This window comes from Klebsiella sp. MS 92-3 (genome assembly GCF_000195655.1).
Classification (GTDB): domain Bacteria; phylum Pseudomonadota; class Gammaproteobacteria; order Enterobacterales; family Enterobacteriaceae; genus Klebsiella; species Klebsiella pneumoniae.
Genome location: NZ_GL882816.1, coordinates 33,739 through 50,367, shown reverse-complemented (window position 1 = coordinate 50,367; position 16,629 = coordinate 33,739). Strand labels below are relative to the sequence as shown.

General features: G+C 57.7%; 20 protein-coding genes. 6 read left to right on the top strand and 14 right to left on the bottom strand.

Annotated features, from left to right (window positions below; translation table 11 throughout):
- Positions 1-47: 47 nt before the first annotated feature.
- The 4 genes from ppnP to aroL all read right to left on the bottom strand — a co-directional run bounded on the left by ppnP (position 48) and on the right by aroL (position 2,137).
- Positions 48-332, bottom strand: a complete 285-nt coding sequence (gene ppnP, locus HMPREF9538_RS11925; RefSeq protein WP_002890284.1) for a pyrimidine/purine nucleoside phosphorylase — start codon at positions 330-332, stop codon at positions 48-50.
- 77 nt (positions 333-409) lie between these two features.
- Positions 410-1,090, bottom strand: a complete 681-nt coding sequence (locus tag HMPREF9538_RS11930; protein WP_004144619.1) for an AroM family protein — start codon at positions 1,088-1,090, stop codon at positions 410-412.
- Between the two features lie 250 nt (positions 1,091-1,340).
- Complete coding sequence (locus tag HMPREF9538_RS11935; protein WP_002890278.1) at positions 1,341-1,532, bottom strand: YaiA family protein; 192 nt, start codon at positions 1,530-1,532, stop codon at positions 1,341-1,343.
- Positions 1,533-1,603: 71 nt separating this feature from the next.
- Complete coding sequence (aroL, locus tag HMPREF9538_RS11940; protein ID WP_002890276.1) at positions 1,604-2,137, bottom strand: shikimate kinase AroL; 534 nt, start codon at positions 2,135-2,137, stop codon at positions 1,604-1,606.
- Between the two features lie 328 nt (positions 2,138-2,465).
- Between aroL and HMPREF9538_RS11945 the strand changes: the two genes are divergently transcribed.
- Entirely contained in the window at positions 2,466-3,176 is a 711-nt protein-coding gene (locus HMPREF9538_RS11945; RefSeq protein ID WP_009485319.1) for a DUF2076 domain-containing protein, read from the top strand.
- Here the strand turns inward: HMPREF9538_RS11945 and HMPREF9538_RS11950 are convergent.
- Complete coding sequence (locus HMPREF9538_RS11950) at positions 3,173-3,631, bottom strand: YaiI/YqxD family protein (RefSeq protein WP_002890230.1); 459 nt, start codon at positions 3,629-3,631, stop codon at positions 3,173-3,175. The genes HMPREF9538_RS11945 and HMPREF9538_RS11950 overlap by 4 nt on opposite strands.
- A gap of 116 nt (positions 3,632-3,747) precedes the next feature.
- Here HMPREF9538_RS11950 and proC point away from each other — a divergent pair, with 116 nt between their 5' ends.
- Positions 3,748-4,557, top strand: coding sequence for a pyrroline-5-carboxylate reductase (gene proC / locus HMPREF9538_RS11955; RefSeq protein ID WP_023341086.1), 810 nt, complete (start codon positions 3,748-3,750; stop codon positions 4,555-4,557).
- Positions 4,558-4,624: 67 nt separating this feature from the next.
- Here proC and HMPREF9538_RS11960 read toward each other — a convergent pair whose 3' ends face one another.
- The 5 genes from HMPREF9538_RS11960 to HMPREF9538_RS11980 all read right to left on the bottom strand — a co-directional run bounded on the left by HMPREF9538_RS11960 (position 4,625) and on the right by HMPREF9538_RS11980 (position 9,166).
- On the bottom strand, positions 4,625-4,942 hold the full coding sequence (locus HMPREF9538_RS11960; RefSeq protein ID WP_002890225.1) for a PsiF family protein: 318 nt from the start codon (positions 4,940-4,942) through the stop codon (positions 4,625-4,627).
- A 91-nt stretch (positions 4,943-5,033) separates the two neighbouring features.
- Positions 5,034-6,464, bottom strand: a complete 1,431-nt coding sequence (gene phoA / locus HMPREF9538_RS11965; protein WP_009485317.1) for an alkaline phosphatase — start codon at positions 6,462-6,464, stop codon at positions 5,034-5,036.
- Positions 6,465-6,553: 89 nt separating this feature from the next.
- Entirely contained in the window at positions 6,554-6,814 is a 261-nt protein-coding gene (gene iraP, locus HMPREF9538_RS11970) for an anti-adapter protein IraP (RefSeq protein WP_002890221.1), read from the bottom strand.
- Positions 6,815-7,113: 299 nt separating this feature from the next.
- The gene (locus tag HMPREF9538_RS11975) at positions 7,114-8,313 is read right to left on the bottom strand and encodes a multidrug efflux MFS transporter (RefSeq protein WP_002890219.1); all 1,200 of its coding nucleotides are present in this window, start codon (positions 8,311-8,313) and stop codon (positions 7,114-7,116) included.
- 169 nt (positions 8,314-8,482) lie between these two features.
- Positions 8,483-9,166 (bottom strand): extensin family protein, encoded by a 684-nt coding sequence (locus HMPREF9538_RS11980; RefSeq protein ID WP_004212277.1) that lies wholly within the window; start codon positions 9,164-9,166, stop codon positions 8,483-8,485.
- Positions 9,167-9,265: 99 nt separating this feature from the next.
- Here HMPREF9538_RS11980 and ddlA point away from each other — a divergent pair, with 99 nt between their 5' ends.
- The gene (gene ddlA, locus HMPREF9538_RS11985) at positions 9,266-10,363 is read left to right on the top strand and encodes a D-alanine--D-alanine ligase (RefSeq protein ID WP_004151348.1); all 1,098 of its coding nucleotides are present in this window, start codon (positions 9,266-9,268) and stop codon (positions 10,361-10,363) included.
- A 32-nt stretch (positions 10,364-10,395) separates the two neighbouring features.
- On the opposite strand, the gene HMPREF9538_RS11990 is transcribed toward ddlA, so the two are convergent.
- Positions 10,396-10,599: a DUF2754 family protein gene (locus HMPREF9538_RS11990; RefSeq protein ID WP_009485315.1), complete on the bottom strand. Its 204-nt coding sequence runs from the start codon at positions 10,597-10,599 to the stop codon at positions 10,396-10,398.
- A 252-nt stretch (positions 10,600-10,851) separates the two neighbouring features.
- Here HMPREF9538_RS11990 and HMPREF9538_RS11995 point away from each other — a divergent pair, with 252 nt between their 5' ends.
- Positions 10,852-11,154, top strand: a complete 303-nt coding sequence (locus tag HMPREF9538_RS11995; RefSeq protein ID WP_002890210.1) for a YaiY family protein — start codon at positions 10,852-10,854, stop codon at positions 11,152-11,154.
- On the opposite strand, the gene HMPREF9538_RS12000 is transcribed toward HMPREF9538_RS11995, so the two are convergent.
- The 3 genes from HMPREF9538_RS12000 to HMPREF9538_RS12010 all read right to left on the bottom strand — a co-directional run bounded on the left by HMPREF9538_RS12000 (position 11,151) and on the right by HMPREF9538_RS12010 (position 14,126).
- Complete coding sequence (locus tag HMPREF9538_RS12000; protein WP_004183146.1) at positions 11,151-12,257, bottom strand: DUF1615 domain-containing protein; 1,107 nt, start codon at positions 12,255-12,257, stop codon at positions 11,151-11,153. The genes HMPREF9538_RS11995 and HMPREF9538_RS12000 overlap by 4 nt on opposite strands.
- An 18-nt stretch (positions 12,258-12,275) precedes the next feature.
- Complete coding sequence (gene sbmA / locus HMPREF9538_RS12005) at positions 12,276-13,496, bottom strand: peptide antibiotic transporter SbmA (RefSeq protein ID WP_002890204.1); 1,221 nt, start codon at positions 13,494-13,496, stop codon at positions 12,276-12,278.
- 117 nt (positions 13,497-13,613) lie between these two features.
- Positions 13,614-14,126, bottom strand: a complete 513-nt coding sequence (locus tag HMPREF9538_RS12010; RefSeq protein WP_072143249.1) for an isochorismatase family protein — start codon at positions 14,124-14,126, stop codon at positions 13,614-13,616.
- Between the two features lie 219 nt (positions 14,127-14,345).
- On the opposite strand from HMPREF9538_RS12010, the gene ampH reads away from it, so the two are divergent.
- Both ampH and hemB read left to right on the top strand, forming a co-directional pair.
- Positions 14,346-15,506, top strand: coding sequence for a D-alanyl-D-alanine-carboxypeptidase/endopeptidase AmpH (gene ampH / locus HMPREF9538_RS12015; protein WP_004178722.1), 1,161 nt, complete (start codon positions 14,346-14,348; stop codon positions 15,504-15,506).
- Positions 15,507-15,612: 106 nt separating this feature from the next.
- The gene (gene hemB, locus HMPREF9538_RS12020) at positions 15,613-16,587 is read left to right on the top strand and encodes a porphobilinogen synthase (RefSeq protein WP_002890201.1); all 975 of its coding nucleotides are present in this window, start codon (positions 15,613-15,615) and stop codon (positions 16,585-16,587) included.
- The last annotated feature ends 42 nt before the right edge of the window (positions 16,588-16,629 follow it).

Sequence of the window (16,629 nt, the reverse complement as noted above, 5' to 3'; positions counted from 1 at the left end):
AGAAAGGAAAAAACAACCCGGCGGCAGGCGCCGGGCGTCACGCTGGCTTACAGATAGCGGCACAGATAAGAGGTTGGCTCAGCCACCTGCAGATGAAATTCACTGTTGCCTGGCACATTGAAAACTTCGCCGGCAGCGTAAACTTTCCACTCAGTCTCACCCGGCAGCAGGACATTCAGCGCCCCGCTGACTACCGTCATCTCTTCCGGCTGCGCCGTACCAAAGGTGTATTCCCCTTCCGCCATCACGCCTACGCTGGCGCGACCGGTACTGCTGCTGGTGAAGCCAATGGATTTCACTTTTCCGTCAAAGTATTCATTGCTTTGAAGCATAAACAAGCCCTTCTGATCGTCGGTTAAAGGCTCAATATAGGGGGCGCTCCTTGCCCCTGTCACGTGAAATTAACACATTAGACCAATAGTTCTGCCGCCAGTCGGGAAACCAGCACATTCGACAGCAAAACCGGAACATCGAGGGCTTTTTGTAACACATCGCGATGATGCTGATAGTAACCGAGACAGTCGAGGACCAGCACGTCGGCGCCCTGCTCCAGCAGCGTTTTGCCGGCGGTTAATAGCTCGCTGTCGCTGCCGGTAAACGGATTGGCCAGCGCGTAGTATGGCGACTTTTCCAGCGAGAGCCACTTTTGCCGCTGCATGGGCATGATCTCTTCCACCGGCACGATCACCCCTACCTGGTGCCCATCGACGATCGATGCCACCAGCGGCGGGATGATCCGCTGCGGCTCAAGGAGGATCGCGTGGTGGGTGGTAAAACCGGTCAGCTGTTCGGAACTGAGCAGCAGGATCACATCATAATGTTGTCGATCCAGCATCGCGATCGCGCTGCGGACATCGCGTTCAATTTTCTGTCGCGACACCATCACCAACTGGTTATTACTGAGCAAGGTCAGGAGTCCTTTCTCGCCGTCACCTACGGCGTACTCGGCCATTACCTCGTCAGGCGTCATCTCGCCCAGCAGGCTGATGTGGGCGATCTGTTCTTCCCTGATATGTTCGGTCAGGAGCGGCAATACTCCCGCCAGCGGCACAACGCCGATGGTCAAAATTGCCATCGTTGCACTACTCATATCATGTACCTTTTCACAACCACTGCTTCAACACAGGCTTTCCACACACAGCATCCGCCCCCCTGGTGAGTAAAAATCAACCGTCGAGAAGCGTAGCAGCTCCACGCCGCGGTTGAATGTAAAGATTGCCGGGCGGCGGCGCCGTGCCTGAAAAATCCGTGTGTTAGATATTCATTAGTACGACTGATAAATAAAAAATGTGAGATACGCCCGATATTGCCAGCATGGCGGGCAATTCGGGCTCAGGGGGTTACGACTTGTCAGGATCTTCATAACGCCGTTTGGCATCCACGGCTTCCTGCTCGGTAGGATGTTCGCTGATAAGCGAATCAGGCTCAGGATAATCCGCACGGAGCTGGTACCAGGTCACCGTCTGACCCTGAGGACCTTTCTCTACCGCAACCACGCGCGCTTCTCTCGGATAGGGGGGCCTGTTTGGCATAGTTCTTCCTTCTTCTGGTAGCAGAACTATTAAGTATAGGCGCCCCTCGCCGCCTTAATGTAAGTAAATTCTTAACTTACCGGGGTTGCCGTCGCGCTGCACAGCATGGACATAATCTGCTCCACCACCCGATCCGGCGAGGCCGTGGCATCCACAATATGGTGGGCAGCGTCCCGGTATAACGCTTCGCGCTGCGCCAGCACCTCGCCCACTTCCTCGCGCACCGGTTTTCCGGTCAGCGTCGGCCGCTGTTCGGCTTTCGGGTAGGCTTCCAGACGGTCAATCAGCGCCGACACCGAGGCCTGCAGATAAATCACCACGCCATTCTCCCGCATAAACTGACGGTTACCTTCCGCCAGCACAATGCCGCCGCCGGTGGCGATTACCGTATTCGGCAGGGTCACGGCCTTCAGCGACAGGGTCTCCAGTTCGCGAAAACGCGCCCACCCTTCCGCCTGCACGATCTCAGCCACCGTCCGCTGCTCATGGGCCTGTAGCCGATGATCGGTATCGGAGAACTGAAAATGCCGCGCTCGCGCCAGCGCATGGCCGACGGTGGTTTTACCGCAGCCGCGTGGCCCAATAAGAAAGATAGGCTGTGTCATAACCGAAGACCCCCTGGTTCCGTCTGTCGCAAAAAAATGAAAACGAAAGCACGTATTATCGCTGTCTGTCCCGCAATGCATACGTAAAGAAAAAATTACACAACTTCTTTACACCCCATTACCACGGTGAGAAGAGGGGCTATTAATGTAAACTTATCATTGCATTTAGTGTTTAACCAGCTTTACTTTCCGCTTGGCCTTATTTTTTATCCACCGCTGGCGTAAACGGTAACACATTTATGCATAGCTTTACGAAGCAACATATTTACAACATCATGTTTCAGAAGCACCCTGATGCCTATTCGACAGTGTGACAGAGGAATGTAACATGCAATCTGAAGAACAACGCCTTATTGATGGACTGTTTTCCCGGCTGAAAGAGGCTGAGGCGCACAGCGCATCGCGCGATGCCAGCGCCGAGGAGCGGATTGCCCAACACGTGAGCGCGCAGCCGGCGGCCCCCTACTATATGGCGCAAACCATTCTTATCCAGGAAGCCGCGATTAAACAGCTTAACGATCGCATCCAGGCGCTGGAGAGTCAGGTCAGCCAACTGCAGGCGGCAAAGCCCAGCAGCGGCGGCTTCCTCTCCGGCCTGTTTGGCGGTGGCGGCTCGTCACGCGGTTCTGACCCTATCCCGGGCGCGGAGCAATATGGTCGCCCGCAGGCCAGCGCTCAGCCGCAGTATACGCCACCACCGCAGCAGAACTATGCCCCGCAGGCTGCCGCACGCGGCGGCGGCTTTATGGCGGGCGCGCTGCAAACGGCCGCTGGCGTGGCAGGCGGCGTGGTGCTGGGCAATATGCTGACCAATATGTTCAGCGGCTCGCACCCGCAGGAGATCGTCAATATCATCGAAGAGAAGCCGCAGCCTGATGTCGCCTCCGCGCAGGACAGCATCGCGCAGGACACCACCGCAGGTGACGATCCGTTCCGCCAGGGAGACGATCAGTTCCTTGCCGACAATACCTGGAACGACGACTTCGACGCCGGCTTTGGCGACGATGATTTTGGCAGCGATGACGATAGCTGGGTTTAACCCTGGCGACGCTTAACCGCCAGCAACCACTTCTCCAGCTCGGCGGCAAACTGTTGCCGATCGCGCTGCGATAAACTATCCGGGCCGCCGGTCTGAACGCCGCTGGCCCGTAATGTCTCCATAAAATCCCGCATTGTCAGCCGCTCGCGGATCGTCGCCTCGCTGTAACGTTCCCCGCGCGGATTCAGCGCCGCCCCGCCCTTCGCCAGCACCTCCGCCGCCAGCGGGATGTCGGCGGTGATCACTAAATCTCCCGCCGCGCACTGGCGAACGATTTCATTATCCGCCACGTCAAAACCCTGCTCAACCCGCAGGGTGCGGATGAAACGCGACGGCGGCACGCGCAGCGGCTGGTTCGCCACCAGCGTCAGCGGAGTCTGGGTCCGCTCTGCCGCGCGGAACAAAATCTCTTTAATCACGTTCGGACACGCGTCCGCATCCACCCAAATGGCCATGCCAGCTCCTGTTACCTGCAATAAGTGACGCCAATGTTACCTGCTTTTCTCCCCCAGGAAAGCGCCAGGATGGTAAGCTAATCAGATCGTAACGAAAAAAGCAGAGGGGAATGGTGATGGATAAGAAAATTGGCTTTATCGGCTGCGGCAATATGGGTAAGGCCATTCTGGGCGGGCTGATCGCCAGCGGTCAGGTACAGCCGGGACAAATCTGGGTCTACACCCCGTCGCCGGACAAGGTTGCAGCTCTGCGCGACCAGTATGGCATCAACGCCGCCGGCAGCGCCCAGGAAGTGGCGCAGATTGCCGATATCGTCTTCGGCGCGGTTAAACCAGGGATCATGACCAAAGTGCTGGGCGATATCGCCTCCAGCCTGAATAAAGAGTCGCTGGTGGTCTCTATCGCCGCCGGCGTTACGCTTGAGCAGCTGGCGCGCGCCCTTGGCCACGATCGCAAAATCATTCGCGCGATGCCGAATACGCCGTCGCTGGTTAACGCCGGTATGACCTCCGTCACGCCTAACGCCCTGGTGAGCAGCGAAGATGTTGCCGAAGTGCTGACTATTTTCCGTTGCTTTGGCCAGGCGGAGCAAATTGCCGAGCCGATGATCCATCCGGTGGTGGGGGTAAGCGGTTCGGCGCCGGCCTATGTCTTTATGTTTATCGAAGCGATGGCTGATGCCGCCGTCCTCGGCGGAATGCCGCGCGCTCAGGCCTATAAATTCGCCGCCCAGGCGGTGATGGGTTCCGCCAAAATGGTGCTGGAGAGCGGAGAACACCCAGGGGCGCTGAAAGATATGGTCTGTTCCCCTGGCGGGACCACCATCGAAGCCGTGCGCGTGCTGGAAGAGAAAGGGTTCCGCTCGGCGGTAATCGAAGCCATCACCCAGTGTATGGAAAAATCAGAGAAACTGAGCCGCTCCTGAAGCTGAGCTGGCGGGCTTCAAGCCCTGAGAGGTTAAAGAACAAGGGAGCGCGAGCGCTCCCTTTTTTTCAGGCTTTCTTCAGGCAGCTACTCATGAAGGTACTGCGTTCATCGCCCTTCAGTGATTTCGCCGTGGCCGCTTTGCTGCAGTCGCTCATTTTCTGCTGCTGAGGGGTGAGCGCCTTTCCCTGCGAGGTCGTGGTCTCTTTTTTCAGACACTGGCTCATAAAGGTTTTGCGCTCCTCACCTTTCAGCATTTTGGCTGACGCTTGCTGATTGCAGTCCGTCATCCTTTGCTGCTGAGGAGTGGGCGTTTTTTCTGCCGCGCCAACCGCGCTGATAAAGATCAAGCCAAACAGTAGGGTCATCAATAAAGTTATTTTCATCGCACCATCCTTCTGTGAGTGGAACGTTGTAAGTCTGGACGCAGATAGAAAAAAAACCAGCCGGTGACGCAATTTCGCCACCGGCAGCGACTTATTTGAGACTCAGGGCAGCTTTCATGGTCGAGAACAGGTCGGTCTGATCGGTCAGGCCGACGACGTTAGCCGCATGCGGACCGTAGGCCGCAATGCGCAGTTGGGTGCCGGTGTGCTCCATCGACTCTTCCTCAGAGTTGCCGTAACTCATCACCATCACCGCGCCATCGTGCGTGTTCAGAGCCTGGGTCAGCCCCGGGGCTTTGCTATCCGCCGGGATGATCTGGCTGGCATGCGCATGGTCGGCGGTGACGATCACCAGGGTATTACCGTCTTTTCGCGCGAATTCCAGCGCCTTCTGCACCGCTTCGTCAAGATCAACCGTTTCGCCGATCTGGCCGCACGGATTGGCCGCATGGTCCTGCTTATCGATTGACGCGCCTTCGACTTGCAGGAAGAAACCTTTCTCGTTGCGACTCAGCAGGTCAATCGCTTTCTCGGTCATCTGCGCCAGCGTCGGCACCGAGGCGTCACGCTTCGGGTTTGGCGTACAGGTCACCGGCGGCTTATCGATATTACCGTGATAAGACGCCTTCGGCCCTTCCCAGCGTACCGGCATATTGCCATCGGCAAAGAGTCCCAGCAGCGGTTTATCCTGACTGGCTTCCGTCGCGGCGGCAAGAGAAGCCGCGTCGGTCACAATCTGGTAGCCGCGCGCTTGCGCCTGCTCGCGCAGGGTTTTGCCCTGCCACTCGCCCGCCGTCGCCGTTTCGGCAAAGGTCTTCGCGCCGCCGCCCAGGGTGACATCCGGTCGGGCGTTCAGCAGCTGTTCGGTAATGGAGCCTTTGCCCCCTTTTTCCAGCGCATTGCTGGGGCATTTTTCGCTGGTGACCGTCGGGCCATAGCATTTACGCGATGTCACATGCGCTACCAACGCCGCGGGGGTGGCGTCCTGCAGCTCGGCGGTGGAAACGTTGCCGGTGGCCAGCCCCGCCGCTTTCGCCAGCTCGAGGATGGTCTGATGCGCATTCTCATGAATATCGACGCCCAGCGCGCCGTTATAAGTCTTCACGCCGGTGGTCCAGGCGGTGGCGGAGGCCGCCGAGTCGGTCACGTAGTCCGGTTTCCCGGTTTTTTTATCCAGCGAATAATGCGTGTACTGCCCGGTTAACGGCAGAGCATCAATTCCTTTAAAGAAACCGCCCGCCCCCTCGGCATAGTTTCGCGCAGCGGTAATTTCCGAATCACCCATGCCATCGCCAATCAGCAAAATAACGTTTTTAGCTGGCTTATTGATTAACGAGGCGCGCAGCGCTTCGGTTTGATCGCCTGTTAAACGACGCGCGCCGCCAGGAGTGGTGATATCTCCCTGCGCAGCGCGATTTTCCAGAACCGGCGCAGCAGTAGTTTCTGCATGAATAACCGGCGAGCCCAGTAGAGGAATCAGGGCAATAAACAGGGCGCTTAATTTCACTTTTGTCATCTCCATGTAAAAAATACTTAAAAAAACAAAACGAGGGAGACTTTATAAAAGGGAGATGACAGAAAAATGACGGCATCCTTGTCGTGTCACAAAGACTAGCTACGAGGATGCCGCAACAGCTTCTTTAGATATTGCTGCAACAGCATCGCATCATGGTCGTTGACCGGTGGACAGGGGGTCACCTGGTCAATCGCCTGTTCAATATCCTGAATCAATGCCTGCTGGGCATCATGCTCCATATGGCGCAATAATGCGGTGACCACGATCTCCAGCGCTTCAACCTGCACCGTCAGTTCCTTTGCTTCTTCTTCCTTTTGCGCCAGTTTAACCAGTAACTCAGCAATGAGATTCTTCATAGCACCAGTTCCTTATGCGAGGCCTGTTTTGATTGGGATGTCATACGCAATGACGGACCTCAGAATTACTTAAATTAAGAATCATCGCAACACCCAATATACAGCGAAACGTTTTACCACAATAAAATACCACTATAAATAGTATTGTTTAATCATGACCGGGGTTGCTTATAACCAGATTGCCTGGAAAATAATAAAATGGAATAGCGTTCACGCCATGACGATAACAAAAAGTAATAGTAAATCCGCTGACGGCGAATAATGCTGACGGTATCGCAATAAATACCGTCAGCAGAGGTTCAGGCGTTAGCCCGGCGGGTTTGGCGCAGCATCCACGCCAGTTGCCAGAGGTTAATGAAAACGATAATGGCGGTGGCAATAAACACCCAGCGGAAGCCGGCCATGGCTGACACAGAGGCGCCAATTAGCGGCCCGGCGACGTTGCCCAGATACATAAACGACTGGTTATAGCCAAAGATACGCCCGGTGACGCTGTCGCTGCTGTACTTCAGCAATAAGGTCTGCACCGCCGGGAGCATCGCGCCATCGGCAAAGCCGAGCAGAAAACGCAGCGTACCCAATTGCAGCGGGGTGGTGACAAAGGACATGGCGAAGAACATCACCACCGCGCAGCAGAGCGTCGCCAGCAGGATCCGCGAGGTGCCGATGCGGTCGCCAAGCTTACCCAACCGTGGCGCAGAAATCAGTGCCGACACGCCGGGCACCGCGGCGATCATCCCGGCCAGAAAAGCGATATTGTTGCTGTCCGGCGCCATCGACTTAATAAACAGCGCCAGAATCGGGCCGATTGAGCCGTTGCACAATTGGATCACCAGGGTGGTGAAGAACAGGCTGATCACCAGCCCCGGATAGGGCAAAGAGGCAAAGACTTGTTTCCCGGTGAGACGCTCGCTTTTGCTGACCTGCGGGCGAACGCCCTCTTTAATCAGAAACAGGGTCACCAGAAAACTGATGGTCAGCAGGATCGCCGTAATAAAAAAGACCATCCGCAGCCCGACGTGGTCCGCCAGGAAACCGCCCAGCAGCGGACCGCCGATCACCCCGCTAATTTGCGCCGTCGACAGCGTGCTTAGCGCCCAGCCGCTGCGCTCGCGCGGCACCTGGGAGGCCACCAGCGCCATGGCGTTGGGAATATAACCGGAGGTTAAGCCCATGATCGCCCGCAGGATAAACAGCTGCCAGACGTTGGTGGCGAAAGCCTGCAGTAAAATGGCAATCGCCATCCCCAACGAGGCGCGCAGCAGCATGAGCTTGCGGCCTTTACGGTCCGCCAGGCTTCCCCACATTGGCGAGACGATCGCCGAGACAAGAAAAGTGACGCTGAAGGTCAGCCCCGACCACATCGATAGCGCTTCATGCGAGGTGACGCCGAGCTGGGAGACGTAGAGGGGTAAAAAGGGGAGAATTTGACTGATCGCCAGGCCGGTAAAAAAGCAACCAAACCAGACGGAGATGAGATTAACCTTCCAGGATTCCATAACTACGCGTATTCATTAATGATTTGCCAATTATTATCTAGCTTAGCAATTTCATCCCACTGGCGTACTACCATAGATGCGCTGGCGGTGAGTTTGGTGTTTTATGGCTGCGGATGAGAGCCTGACGAAGCATTTTCTGGTCATTTAGGCTGCTCATAGCGCTTTATGCTCAAAAGCAGAAGCCCTGCCCGCGCATGCCGAAATGAAAATGGTTGGCGTGAGCCGCGTTGTACTCTGGCCCCAGCGCGTTACCGAAGTAATGGCAGCTGTTGTTCAACAGCGCCACCAGCCAGGGATGCGAGGTCTCGCTCCGCCAGCCCTGCAGGACGCTGACGCGTCGGCCGTCCGCCAGGCGGAAACCGCTGACGTCCAGCGCGTCCGCCGTGGCGTGTTCACTGCGCCGCGCCTGTTGACGATGGTAAATATTGCGACAGGCGAAGCTGCCGAGATGATCGATCTGGCGCAGATCGCTCGCCATCAGTTGACGGGTCAGCGGCTTCGCCTGCTGCTCGATGTACAGCGCGCTGCTCAGCGCCAGCGGGCAGCTGGCGAGAAAACTACTGCTCAGCTGCACCGAGCCAAAATTCGCCACCCGCACCACGTTACGCAGAGGGCAGCTTCCCTCGCTGTCGGCCACCGGCCGGCTGGCGATAAGCCGCCGGCGATTGGCTTCCGCCAGCAGGGAGGCGCACTGGTCTGCCGTCAGCCTGCGCAGCTTAAACGACGTCAGCCAGCCCGGGGGATCGTCCAGCGCCAGCGGCGCCAGCGGATTCAGGTGCGGCGGCAGATTGCGGTATCCCAACAGGCCCGCGCCGAGCAGCCCGGCCAGCACCAGCAGCGTCTTTCCTCTCACGCCCACTCCCGTCAATTGATCAGGTAAATATTATGGCAGCCAGGCAGCGGTTTCACATGGTATGTTATGCCCTTTGATGTTATCTGGATGGAAGTTGAAATGGCAAAGATGAGGGTTGGGATCGTTTTTGGCGGCAAGTCGGCGGAGCATGAAGTGTCGCTGCAGTCAGCGAAGAATATCGTGGAAGCGATTGATAAATCGCGCTTCGATGTGGTTCTGTTGGGTATTGATAAACAGGGGCTGTGGCACATCAACGACGCCGGCAACTACCTGCTCAACGCACAGGATCCTGCCCGCATTGCCCTGCGCCCTTCCACGGTGACTCTGGCGCAGATCCCGGGCCGCGAAGCGCAGCAGCTGATTAACGCCGAAAGCGGCCAACCGCTGGCGGCCATCGATGTGATTTTCCCGATCGTCCACGGCACGCTGGGTGAAGATGGCTCCCTGCAGGGGATGCTGCGCATGGCGAATCTGCCGTTCGTCGGCTCCGATGTGCTGGGCTCTGCAGCCTGTATGGACAAAGACGTGACCAAACGTCTGCTGCGCGACGCCGGGCTCGCCGTCGCCCCGTTTATCACACTCACCCGCGCCAACCGCGCGCAGTTCAGCTTTGCCGATGTCGAAGCGAAGCTTGGCCTGCCGCTGTTCGTTAAGCCGGCTAATCAGGGCTCGTCGGTTGGCGTCAGCAAAGTTAAAAACGAAGAGCAGTACCATCAGGCGGTGGCCCTGGCCTTCGAATTTGACCATAAAGTGGTGGTGGAGCAAGGCATTAAAGGGCGGGAAATTGAGTGTGCGGTGCTGGGTAACGACCACCCGCAGGCCAGCACCTGCGGTGAAATCGTCCTCAACAGCGAGTTTTACGCCTACGACACCAAGTATATCGACGATCAGGGCGCGCAGGTGGTAGTCCCGGCCGCTATCGCCCCTGAGATCAACGACAAAATTCGCGCTATCGCGGTGCAGGCCTACCAGACCCTGGGCTGCAGCGGCATGGCTCGTGTCGACGTGTTCCTCACCGCCGACAACGAGGTGGTGATCAACGAGATCAACACCCTGCCGGGCTTTACCAACATCAGCATGTATCCGAAGCTGTGGCAGGCCAGCGGTCTCGACTACACCAGCCTGATCACCCGCCTGATTGAGCTGGCGCTGGAGCGCCATGCCGCGGACCGGGCGCTGAAAACCTCCATGAACTAAAACGCGTTTTACCCCGCCTGGCAGCGGCGGCCTCAGGCCTCTTCTGCCGGGCGGCGGCGGATCACAAAGCCCGCAATCCAGAAGCTAATGACCCAGGTGATCAGACCGACGGCGTAGGATTGCCACCCATGTGTTTCAAACCCCAGCAGCCCCACCACGCCATTAAGAATAAAAATCAACCCCAGCGCCACGGCGTAGTAGTGCCAATCGCGGCGAATTTTATCAGTGAGCTTCATGCGGCCTCCAACAGCAAAAAACGCATCTTCGCATAGCCGCCCGCGGCGGTCTGTAGCGATATGGAGAATGTTGCTGGATTGCGACGCCGCTCTCCCTTTTGTGCTCCTGTGGCGCAGTTAACACAACGGTGAAAACAGGATTATTCCTGGACGGCAATTACCAGCAATCTGATACTGATGATGGCCCCTGACTGCCAGAATACCTGACATAGAGCTGGAGAAAAAACCAGCAGCGCAGATGTGGGAGGGCCTATGGCTGAATTCAGTTTTTCAAAATCGCTTTTGGGAAATAAAAAAAGGGGGGCGCTGACCGGCAGCCATGTCGCCTACGGGCTGTTCGTGTTGATCTGCTGCTGGGCCGGCGCGCAGATGCTCAGCATGCTGATCCACGCCCCGGGGGTATTTGAACGCCTGATGCAAGCCCAGGACGCCAGCCGTCCGCAAGTCGACATCAGCCTCGCCGTGGGTACCCTCTTTGGTCTGATCCCTTTCCTTATCGGCTGCACGTTCATCGGGGTACTGGCGCTTATCGTGCGCTGGCGTCAGCGCCGTTAACGCCGCGCCATACAGTTTGCCCGCCGCTCATCAACCCGTTTCGCAAACCACGCCGTCGTCAGATTTCGGGTGATTTTTGGACTCTCCAGCTGGATCCCTGGCAACATCTCCCGCGGCAGGGTTTTGCCCGCCTTTTTCTCGGCGAGACGGAAAACCTGCTGATAGAGATCGGTCTTCTCAAACGCCAGGCTGTCGCCCTTTTTCAACTGACGATGGATCTCGCTGTCGCTCATCCCCAGCTGGCTCGCCAGGCGACGCACCGCCAGCTCGGTGCTGCCCGGCTCCTCGCTGTCGTAGCGGATAAGGTCGCCGTCGAGCGCCAGTTTTACCCCGCTGGCTTTCACCACCGCGTTCTGGAAGGCGGCGTTACGGCTGGCGTACCAGCCGGCGTTGAAGTCGGCAAAGCGGTACAATGGCGCACTATAACTGGCCGGATAGTTCAGCAGATGATAGGTGCCAAACCACAGGCCACCGCGCAGACTGAAGACCTCCTGGCGCACCGTGCCGTTCATTTTCCACGGGTAGCCGGAGGTGTGCTGCTCGGCAAAAGCAATGCTGACCTGCATCGGCCCCCCGGTGTGCACCGGGTTAAGGGAACCGAACAGCTTCTGCCCCATCGGCACCATCCCGATAAAGTCATCAAAAATGGCGCTCAACTGCTTTTCCGTCTTCACATTGTCCAGACGGTCGCTATAGCTTTTACCGTTTGGCGAGGTGATCTTCAGCGCGGTATGGACCAGAAACGGCGGAATGTGCATTTTTTCCGCCCGGCGGTCAATTTCCTGCCAGGCGATTTTATTCAGCCCCGGCACCACCGGATCGGACTGATAGTTAGACTCTTGCTGCGCGACCGCCAGCACCGAGCAGACGTTTTCTTCCGTCGGCGCCAGCTTCTGGCTGTCAAACGCGGTGGCGATGGCTTGCGCCCAGGCCTCCCGATCCTTGACGCTGGCCGGCATTTTCTGCCGCACTACCGACGCCACGTCAACAGGCTTCTCGCCCTCTTTCAGCGCCGGAGCCTGCTGGCTGGTACAGGCGCTCAGCGCCATGGCCGCCAGCAGCGTCAATGAAACGGGAATAATGCGCGATAAACGTGCGGCCATTATGCTTCCTTGTCTTGATTAACGTAATGTCGGGATCGCTTCCTGCAGCGGTTTGCCGTCCAGCTCGCGTTCAAAACTGCGCAGACGTTTGTAGATGGACATCAGTTCCACCAGCGTTGTCCACGAGCTGATCAGGTACTGGAACGAGCCGCGCACCTGGCCGAAGACGTTAGTAATTTGCGTCATCAGCCCGAGGGTAATCGTACCGGCAACGATCGACGGAAACAGCAGGAAAAGGCCGAAAACGTTATCCACCTGCAGATAGAGGATGCGGGCGATATTGAAATACATATAGTGGAAATAGAGACGGAAATAGTTGCGACGCACCGCGCGGAATAGCTCGCGCACCGTCGGCGGCGTGGCGCGAGTTTCATCGTCCTCGCCGTAAACCAGCTCTTTACGATAGGCCGCTTCCACGCGCTGGTTTTTAAACTCCAGGCCCGGCAGCTTAATCCCCACCACCGCCAGCAGGCCGGTACCCATCAGCGACCAGACGATAGCGGCAATCACCAGGCCATACGGCAGATGGCCGACGATAGGCAGGTCGGGAACATGTTCGGAGAGCGTCACCAGCACCGGCAGGAAGGCGATCAGGGTCATCACCGCGTTGATAAAGCTCACGCCCATATCTTCGAGGGTGGAAGCAAAACGCATGGTATCTTCCTGCACACGCTGCGCGGCGCCTTCGATATGGCGCAGATGCTGCCAGTGGGCCATATAGTGCTCGTTCATCGCCGTGCGCCAGCGGAAGACGTAGTGGCTGACGAAGAAGTTGTTCATCACGCCAATAATCACCGCGATGATCGCGATGCCGAGAAAGACGCCGATTTCCTGATAAAACTGGTTGATGCTGACCTTATGCGGGGTGGCCAGCGCGCTCTGGATCAGGTCGTAGAACGGCGCATACCAGGCGTTGATCGCCACCCCGACTTCTACCAGAAACCAGGTGACGAAGATGATGAGCGAGGTCCCGAGAATCGACCAGTACTGCCAGCGGTGCGGGCAGTAGACAAACCAGAACAGCGCGAACACGCCGACGCAAAACAGATAGTAAGCGTAGAACACCAGATAGTTGAGCGACCAGAAGCGCGCCGCGCTGATCGCCACATTTTGCGATGCCCCGGTGACCCGCAGCAGCCAGTCGCCGCCGCCCGCCTGCCAAAAGATCACGGCCAGCAGCGACCAGATAAAGGCAGAAATAAAAAACGGCCCCGGTTTGGGGAAAAAAGATTTAAACATCATTGTCTCCTGCTAACTTCTTATCGTTCTGCTATTGCTGTGTACGACGCATACGTCGGCCGCCGCGTGGATGAGCCTTCGCGGGACAGACGAATGATAAGACCGGATATCAACAGCTTAGTTCTGCTGCCATGCGTGCAGAATTGTTTCTGTGGGTTTCACCTGTAAAGGATTGCCAGGAATGGTCAGCGTACGCCACACCTCATTGTAGTGGGCGATAAGCGTCGCGGCCTGCGCGGCGGGGCGGTCGGCGGTGGTGTGGGCATCTTCCGCGATAACAATACCGTACCCGCGGCTGGCGCCATTTTTAATGGTGGTATCGAGGCAGTAGTCGGTGGCGCAACCGCAGATGACGAACTGCTGAATGTCGTGTTCGTCCAACACCTGCGCCAGCGAGGTGTGATAGAAGGCATCGCAGGCGGTTTTGGTGACATACAGCGCGCCAGCCGGCTGCTCCAGCTCAGGAAGCAGGGCGAAGCCTTCGCTGCCGGCTTCGAGGCCGCCGGCTTCATCATGCTGAATGAAAATAACCTTGTCCGCCGCGCGCACCAGACGATTAATTTGCGCGACGCAGCGCTCGCGCGCCAGACGCGGCGTGGCGAACACGCCGTTTTGCATATCCACGACCATCACTACCCGTTGAGCCGTCATTGTTCTCTCCCACGAACCTTCAGCCAAACGGTCATCATACGCGCCGGCGAAAAAAGCCGGTATCCGAAAGCGTAAAAAAGTCTTTTTTACGCACCGTTACCTTTTTCCTGCAGGAATGTCGTGAATCCCGCTTTGTTCTGCGCCACTTCGTAGTATAAATACCCTCTTCTTTTTTATTTATTTAATGGATGATCTCCGTTGAAACGTAGTTTGCTCATTTTTGCTGCGCTGTGCGCGGCGTCGTGGACCTCGGTGCAGGCCGCACAGCCTACCGTTGACCCGGTTTTCGCCTCGGATGTGGTCGATCGTTACGCCAATCATATCTACTACGGCAGCGGCGCCACCGGCATGGCGCTGGTGGTTATCGATGGCAATCAGCGTGTTTTTCGCAGCTTTGGCGAAACCCGCCCGGGGAATAATCAGCACCCGCAGCTCGACTCGGTGATCCGTATCGCCTCCCTCAGCAAACTGATGACCAGCGAGATGCTGGTGAAGCTGCTCGACCAGGGGGTGGTGAAACTCAACGATCCGCTGAGTAAATACGCCCCGCCGGGCGCCCGGGTGCCTGACTGGCAGGGAAAACCAATCACCCTGGTTAACCTCGCGACCCATACCAGCGCCCTGCCGCGCGAGCAGCCTGGCGGCGCCGCTCATCGTCCGGTGTTTGTCTGGCCGACCCGCCAGCAGCGCTGGAACTGGCTCTCTACCGCGACCCTGAAGACCGCGCCGGGCTCGCAGGCGGCCTACTCCAACCTGGCCTTCGATTTACTGGCGGACGCGCTCTCCACCGCCGCCGGCAAACCGTATCCGCAGCTGTTTGAAGAGCAGATCACCCGGCCGCTGGGGATGAAGGACACCACCTTTACCCCGTCACCGGATCAGTGCCAGCGGCTGATGATCCCGGAAAAAGGCGCCAGCCCATGCAACAACACCCTGGCGGCGATCGGCAGCGGCGGAGTCTACTCGACGCCGGGGGATATGATGCGCTGGATGCAGCAGTTCCTGTCATCCGATTTCTATACCCGCAGCCAGCAGGCCGACCGGATGCAGACGCTGATTTATCAGCGTAACCAGCTGACCCGGGTGATTGGTATGGACGTGCCGGGCCGCGCAGACGCGCTGGGCCTCGGCTGGGTGTATATGAAGCCGAAGAACGGCCATCCGGGGATTATTCAGAAAACCGGCGGCGGCGGCGGGTTTATCACCTATATGGCGATGAATCCGCAGGCTAACGTTGGCGCCTTTGTGGTGGTAACCCGCTCGCCGTTAACCCGCTTCAACAATATGAGCGATGGCATCAACGACCTGGTCAGCGAGTTGAGCGGCGCACAGCCCAACATGCAGACGGCCAGCCAGTAAGCCCTGGGAAGGTTTCGCCGATGCGCCATAACGATCGTTTTGGCGAAACATCCCGCTGCCATTTCAGTTACACTATCGTCTTTCATTTCACAAAATCAGGCAAACCATGACAGATTTAATCACTCGCCCCCGCCGCCTGCGTCAATCCGCTGCGCTGCGCGCCCTGTTTGAAGAGACAACACTGAGTTTGAACGACCTGGTGTTGCCGATCTTTGTTGAAGAAGAAATTGATGATTACAAAGCGATAGAGGCCATGCCCGGCGTGATGCGCATTCCGGAAAAATATCTGGCGCGCGAGATCGAACGCATCGCCAACGCCGGGATCCGCTCGGTGATGACCTTTGGTATTTCTCATCACACCGATGCCACCGGCAGCGATACCTGGAATGAAAATGGTCTGGTGGCGCGTATGTCGCGGATTTGTAAGTCCACGGTGCCGGAGATGATCGTCATGTCCGATACCTGCTTCTGCGAATATACCTCCCACGGCCACTGCGGCGTGCTGTGCGACCACGGGGTGGATAACGACGCGACCCTGGAAAACCTCGGCAAACAGGCCGTTGTCGCCGCCGCCGCGGGGGCGGATTTCATCGCTCCTTCCGCCGCGATGGACGGTCAGGTGCAGGCGATTCGCCGCTCGCTGGACGCCGCCGGCTTCACCAATACGGCGATCATGTCCTACTCGACCAAGTTCGCTTCTTCCTTCTACGGTCCGTTCCGCGAAGCGGCCGGTACCGCGCTGAAGGGCGATCGGAAAACCTATCAGATGAGCCCGATGAATCGCCGGGAGGCCATTCGCGAGTCGCTGCTCGATGAAGCCCAGGGCGCCGACTGCCTGATGGTGAAACCGGCTGGCGCCTACCTGGATATACTGCGCGATATCCGCGAACGCAGCGATCTGCCGCTCGGCGCCTATCAGGTCAGCGGTGAGTACGCGATGATCAAATTTGCTGCCCAGGCGGGCGCTATCGATGAAGAGAAAGTGGTTCTGGAAAGTCTCGGCGCTATCAAACGCGCAGGCGCCGACCTGATCTTCAGCTATTTCGCCCTCGATCTGGCCGAGAAAAAGATCCTCCGTTAAACCCGCCCCTCCCCCCGCCGGGGGGGGGGGGCGGGGGGGGGG

Coding starts and splice junctions, on each gene's coding strand:
- ppnP (WP_002890284.1), bottom strand. CDS start 332: ATGCTTCAAAGCAATGAATACTTTGACGGAAAAGTGAAATCCATTGGC.
- HMPREF9538_RS11930 (WP_004144619.1), bottom strand. CDS start 1,090: ATGAGTAGTGCAACGATGGCAATTTTGACCATCGGCGTTGTGCCGCTG.
- HMPREF9538_RS11935 (WP_002890278.1), bottom strand. CDS start 1,532: ATGCCAAACAGGCCCCCCTATCCGAGAGAAGCGCGCGTGGTTGCGGTA.
- aroL (WP_002890276.1), bottom strand. CDS start 2,137: ATGACACAGCCTATCTTTCTTATTGGGCCACGCGGCTGCGGTAAAACC.
- HMPREF9538_RS11945 (WP_009485319.1), top strand. CDS start 2,466: ATGCAATCTGAAGAACAACGCCTTATTGATGGACTGTTTTCCCGGCTG.
- HMPREF9538_RS11950 (WP_002890230.1), bottom strand. CDS start 3,631: ATGGCCATTTGGGTGGATGCGGACGCGTGTCCGAACGTGATTAAAGAG.
- proC (WP_023341086.1), top strand. CDS start 3,748: ATGGATAAGAAAATTGGCTTTATCGGCTGCGGCAATATGGGTAAGGCC.
- HMPREF9538_RS11960 (WP_002890225.1), bottom strand. CDS start 4,942: ATGAAAATAACTTTATTGATGACCCTACTGTTTGGCTTGATCTTTATC.
- phoA (WP_009485317.1), bottom strand. CDS start 6,464: ATGGAGATGACAAAAGTGAAATTAAGCGCCCTGTTTATTGCCCTGATT.
- iraP (WP_002890221.1), bottom strand. CDS start 6,814: ATGAAGAATCTCATTGCTGAGTTACTGGTTAAACTGGCGCAAAAGGAA.
- HMPREF9538_RS11975 (WP_002890219.1), bottom strand. CDS start 8,313: ATGGAATCCTGGAAGGTTAATCTCATCTCCGTCTGGTTTGGTTGCTTT.
- ddlA (WP_004151348.1), top strand. CDS start 9,266: ATGGCAAAGATGAGGGTTGGGATCGTTTTTGGCGGCAAGTCGGCGGAG.
- HMPREF9538_RS11990 (WP_009485315.1), bottom strand. CDS start 10,599: ATGAAGCTCACTGATAAAATTCGCCGCGATTGGCACTACTACGCCGTG.
- HMPREF9538_RS11995 (WP_002890210.1), top strand. CDS start 10,852: ATGGCTGAATTCAGTTTTTCAAAATCGCTTTTGGGAAATAAAAAAAGG.
- HMPREF9538_RS12000 (WP_004183146.1), bottom strand. CDS start 12,257: ATGGCCGCACGTTTATCGCGCATTATTCCCGTTTCATTGACGCTGCTG.
- sbmA (WP_002890204.1), bottom strand. CDS start 13,496: ATGTTTAAATCTTTTTTCCCCAAACCGGGGCCGTTTTTTATTTCTGCC.
- HMPREF9538_RS12010 (WP_072143249.1), bottom strand. CDS start 14,126: ATGGTCGTGGATATGCAAAACGGCGTGTTCGCCACGCCGCGTCTGGCG.
- hemB (WP_002890201.1), top strand. CDS start 15,613: ATGACAGATTTAATCACTCGCCCCCGCCGCCTGCGTCAATCCGCTGCG.